The sequence below is a fragment of the Actinomadura sp. NBRC 104425 genome (genome assembly GCF_030269545.1).
Taxonomy (GTDB): domain Bacteria; phylum Actinomycetota; class Actinomycetes; order Streptosporangiales; family Streptosporangiaceae; genus Spirillospora; species Spirillospora keratinilytica.
On the sequence record NZ_BSTN01000061.1, the window covers coordinates 1 to 5359 of the forward strand.

The following is a 5359-nucleotide window of genomic DNA, read 5'->3' on the forward strand; positions in this document are numbered from 1 at the left end:
TCGGCCGGGCGGGTTTGACGGGTGAGCGGTTCGTGGCGTGCCCGTTCGGTTCGGGTGAGCGGATGTACCGGACCGGTGACCTGGCCAGGTGGACGCCGGATGGGCAGTTGGTGTTCGCGGGCCGGGCGGACGAGCAGGTGAAGATTCGCGGGTTCCGGATCGAGCCTGGCGAGATCGAGGCCGCCCTGCTGGCGCATCCGGAGGTCGCGCAGGCCGCCGTTGTCGCGCGTGAGGATGTTGCGGGTGACCGGCGTCTGGTGGCCTACGTCGTGTCCGCCAACGGCCATGTCGACGTCGATGACCTGCGGGCGTTCGTCGCTCGGCGGCTGCCCGACTACATGGTTCCGGCAGCCGTGGTCACCCTGGACGAGCTGCCGTTGAACGCCAACGGCAAGCTCGACCGCAAGGCGTTGCCCGCCCCCGAGTACACGGCTGGCACCGGTCGGCCTCCGTCCTCGGTTCAGGAGGGGATTCTGTGCGAGGTGTTCGCCGAGGTGCTGGGCGTGGAGTCGGTCGGCGTCGATGACGACTTCTTCCGCCTCGGCGGCCACTCGCTGCTGGCGGTCCGCCTCGTGGAGCGGCTGCGGGGCCGGGGGATCTCCGTGTCGGTGCGGGCTCTGTTCGAGGCGCCGACCCCGGCGCGCCTGGCCGGGGCGGCCGGTGCGGCGGCCGTGGAGGTTCCGGCCAACGCGATCCCGGCAGGAGCCGAGCGGATCACGCCGGACATGGTGCCGCTGGTGGAGCTGTCCGAGGCCGAGCTGGATCGGATCGTCGCAGGTGTCGACGGCGGCGCCGCCAACGTGGCCGACATGTACCCGCTGGCGCCGCTGCAGGAGGGCCTGCTGTTCCACCACCTGCTCGCCAGCGACGGCGTGGACACCTACCTGTCGGTACGCGTGCTGGAGTTCGACTCGCGATCCCGGCTGGACGCATTCGTGCGGGCGGTGCAGCAGGTGGTCGACCGGCATGACATCTACCGCACGAGCGTGGTCTGGGAAGGCCTGCGCGAGCCGGTACAGGTCGTGTGGCGGCGGACGACGCTGCCGGTGGTCGAGCACACGCTCGACCCGGACGCCACCGACCCGGTGGAAACGCTGCTCGCCTCGGCGGGGGCGGCCATGGATCTGGGCCGGGCGCCGCTGATGGACCTGCACGTCGCCGAAACCACCGACGGCCGGTGGCTCGGACTGGTGCGCATGCATCATATGGTGCTGGACCACCAGGGCATGGACGTCCTCATCCAAGAGCTGCGGACGATGCTCACCGACGGTGCCGAGCAGCTGACGCGGGCACTGCCGTTCCGCAACTTCGTGGCACAGGCCCGCAGCGCGGTGTCCCGTACCGAGCACGAGCGGTTCTTCACCGAGCTGCTGGGCGACGTGACCGAGACCACGGCGCCGTTCGGGCTGATGGACGTGCACGGCGACGGCACCGGCGTGCTGTCCGAAGTGGTCCCGGTGGACGGCGAGCTGGTGGCCCGCCTGCGGACGGTGGCGCAGCGGCTGGGCGTCAGCGCGGCCACGGTGATGCACGTGGCGTGGGCCCGCGTACTGGCCACGCTGGCAGGCCGGGACGACGTCGTCTTCGGCACAGTCCTCTTCGGGCGGATGAACGCCGGTGAGGGCGCCGACCGTGTGCTCGGCCCGTTCATCAACACGCTGCCGGTACGGGTGCGTACCGACGAGGTCGGCGTACGGGCCGCGGTCGAGGAGATGCGGGCCCAGCTTGCGGCGCTGCTGGAGCACGAGCACGCGCCGCTGGCGGTCGTCCAGCAGGCCAGCGGGATCGCGGGCGGCACGCCGCTGTTCACGTCGCTGTTCAACTACCGGCACGTCGGCGGCAACGTCGATGCCCAGGCCGCGGAGGCCGACCGTCGACCGACGCTGGAAGGCATCCGAACCGTCTTCGCTCAGGAACGGACGAACTACCCGGTTGGTGTATCGGTCAACGACTTCGGCGCCGCCGGATTGAGCCTGGGCGTGCAGGTGGTTCGCCCCGCCGATCCGCGACTGGTCGGCCGGCTCTTGCTGACCGCCGTGGCGAACCTGGTCGCCGCTCTGGACGATGCGCCGGACGCTCTGCTGCGCTCGGTGGACGTCCTCGACGCCCGGGAGCGCGACGAGATCCTTCACCGGTGGGACCACAACACCGCGAAGCGTGACGCCTCCTCGGTCGTCGAGCTGTTCGAGCGGCAGGTGGTGGCGGCTCTGGACGCGCCTGCTGTGGTGTCGGACGAGGCCGAGTTGTCGTATGCGGAGCTGGACGCGCGGGCGAATCGGATCGCGCATTACCTGCGTGGCCTGGGCGTGGGCGCGGAGTCGGTGGTGGGCCTGTGCCTGCCGCGTGGTGTGGACGTGGTGGCGGCGATCCTGGGTGTGTGGAAGGCCGGTGCGGCCTACCTCCCGATCGATCCGGCGCTTCCGGTCGAACGCGTGGAGTTCATGCTCGCCGACGCGGCAGTGGCGTGTGTGTTGACCGCCACGCAGGTGCGGGATCGTGTGCCGGCCGTGGCCGGTGACGCCGCGTTGCCGGTGGTGGTGTTGGACGAGCCGGTGGTGCGTGCCGGGATCGCCGCGTGCCCGGAGGTGTCGCCGGGGGCTGTGGTTGATCCGGCGGGGTTGGCGTATGTGGTTTACACGTCTGGTTCGACGGGTGTGCCGAAGGGGGTGGGGGTTGGTCATGGCGGTGTGGTGAACCTGGTGGTGTCGCAGGTGGAGCGGCTCGGTGTGGGTGCGGGTTGCCGGGTGCTGCAGTTTGCGTCGCTGGGGTTCGATGCGTCGGTGTCCGAGGTGTTGATGGCGTTGTGTTCGGGGGCGGCGTTGGTGGTGGCGCCGGCGGATGAGCTGGCGCCGGGTGGTGGCTTGGTCGGGGTGGTGGTGCGGCATGGGGTGACGCATGCGACGCTGCCGCCTGCGGTCCTGGGTGTTGTGGATCCGCCTGAATTGGGGTCGGTGGGGGCGTTGGTGTCGGCGGGTGAGGCGCTGGACGCCGATGTGATGGCCCGGTGGGCGGTCGGGCGTCGGTTGTTCAACGCGTATGGTCCGACGGAGACGACGGTGTGCGCGTCGATGTCGTGGCCGTTGCGGCCGGATGGTGTGGTGACGGTCGGCACGCCGATCGCCAATTGCCGGGTGTTCGTGCTGGACGAGTGGTTGGCGCCGGTCCCGGCCGGTGTCGTCGGCGAGCTGTACGTGGCCGGGGCGAACGTGGCCCGAGGCTATGTCGGCCGCGCCGGGCTGACCAGCGAACGATTCGTGGCCTGCCCGTTCGGTTCCGGCGAGCGGATGTACCGCACCGGCGACCTGGCCAAATGGACGCCGGACGGACAACTCGTATTCGTCGGCCGGGCCGACGACCAGGTCAAGATTCGCGGATACCGGATCGAGCCGGGCGAGATCGAGGCGGTGCTGTACGCGAGCGCGGATGTGAAGCAGGCGGCCGTGGTCGCCCGCGAGGACGCCCCGGGGGACAAGCGCCTCGTCGCCTACGTCGTGCCCGCGGACGGCGACATCGACGTCGACGAGCTTCGCCAGTTCACCTCCCTGCGGCTGCCGGAATTCATGGTCCCGGCCGCCGTGGTCACGCTGGACGAGCTGCCGCTGACCCCGAACGGCAAGCTCGACCGCAAGGCCCTGCCCGCGCCGGAGTATGCGACGGGAGCGGGACGCGGACCGTCCACAGTCCAGGAGGAGCTGCTGTGCGGGGCCTTCGCGCACGTGCTCGGCCTGGAATCGGTGGGGGTGGACGACGACTTCTTCGAGCTCGGCGGGCAGTCCCTGCTGGCGATCCGACTGGCGTCGCGGGTCCGCGCCGTCCTGGGCGTGGAACTGCCGCTGGGAGTGCTGTTCGAGGCGCCCACGGTGGCGCGGCTGGCCGCGCTGCTGACCGAGGGCGGCCTGGACCGCGCCCGCCCGCCGCTGCGCGCCGGGCAGCGTCCGGAACGGCTGCCGCTGTCGTTCGCGCAGCAGCGGCTGTGGTTCCTCGAACGACTGGAAGGGCCGAGCCCGACCTACAACATCCCCATCACGCTCAGGCTGACCGGTGAGCTGGACATCGCGGCCCTGGACACGGCGCTACGCGACGTGATCGCGCGTCACGAGCCCCTGCGCACCGTGTTCCCGTCCGTAGGCGGCCAGCCCTACCAGCGGATCCTGCATCCGCAGGAACTCGAATGGAACCTGCAGGTCTCCCAGGTCGAACCGGAGGAGCTGCCAAGGGCCGTGGGACGGGCGGCGCAATACGCGTTCGATCTGGCGTCGGAGGTGCCGATCCGGGCGTGGTTGTTCGAGGTCGCTTCGGACGAGCGGGTTCTGGTGCTGGTGGTCCATCACATCGCCGGTGACGGCTGGTCGATGGGACCGCTGGGCCGCGACGTGTCGGCGGCGTATGCGGCGCGGGTGCGCGGTGAGGCCCCCGAGTGGGAGCCGCTGCCGGTGCAGTACGCCGACTACGCCCTGTGGCAACGTGAGCTGCTGGGGGAGGAGTCCGACCCGGACAGTCTGCTGTCGGCTCAAATCGAGTACTGGCGGCGGGCGCTGGCCGGGGCGCCGGAAGAGCTGGCGCTGCCCGCCAACCGGCCCCGCCCGGCGGTCGCGGCCCACCGTGGCCACCAGGTGCCCCTGCGGGTGACGCCCGAAGTGCACCAGCGGCTGACGGAACTTGCCCGTACCGAAGGCGTGACCGTTTCCATGGTGGTGCAGGCCGCGCTGGCGGTGACGCTGTCGCGGCTCGGCGCCGGCACCGACATCCCGGTGGGCCTGGCCGTCGCGGGCCGCACCGACGAGGCCCTGGACGATCTGGTCGGGTTCTTCGTCAACACGCTGGTGATCCGCACCGACCTGTCGGGTGACCCGGAGTTCCGGCAGGTGCTCGCTCGGGTGCGGGAAACGACCCTGGGCGCGCTGGAGCATCAGGACGTGCCGTTCGAGCGGCTGGTGGAGGAGCTGGCGCCGGAGCGGTCGCTTGCCCGGCATCCCCTCTTCCAGGTCATGCTGACCGTCCAGAACTTCGAACGTGCCTCGCTGGATCTGCCGGGCGTGACCGCCGGCGGCGGGGGCTTCGCAGTGGACGGGCCGGTGGAGGTCCCGGCCAAGTTCGACCTCGATGTCGTCGTCGGCGAGGTGTTCGACGAGCACGGGCGTCCCGCCGGGCTGCGCGGCTCTGTCATCGCGTCGATTGACCTGTTCGACGTGGACTCGGCCGAGTCCCTGATGCGGCGGCTGGTGCGCGTTCTGGAGACCGTGAGCGAGGTTCCGGACGTGCGGTTGCGCGCGGTCGATGTGTTGGACGCCGAGGAACGTCGTCTCGTGCTCGACGAGTGGAACGACACTGCGGCTGCGGTGCCGGAGGGCACGGTTTT

General features: G+C 70.8%; 1 protein-coding gene. It reads left to right on the plus strand.

What is annotated here, in order from left to right:
- Nucleotides 1-62: 62 nt before the first annotated feature.
- The coding region (locus QSK22_RS32945) for a non-ribosomal peptide synthetase (RefSeq protein ID WP_285498416.1) at nucleotides 63-5359 on the plus strand (5297 nt) is incomplete at its 3' end.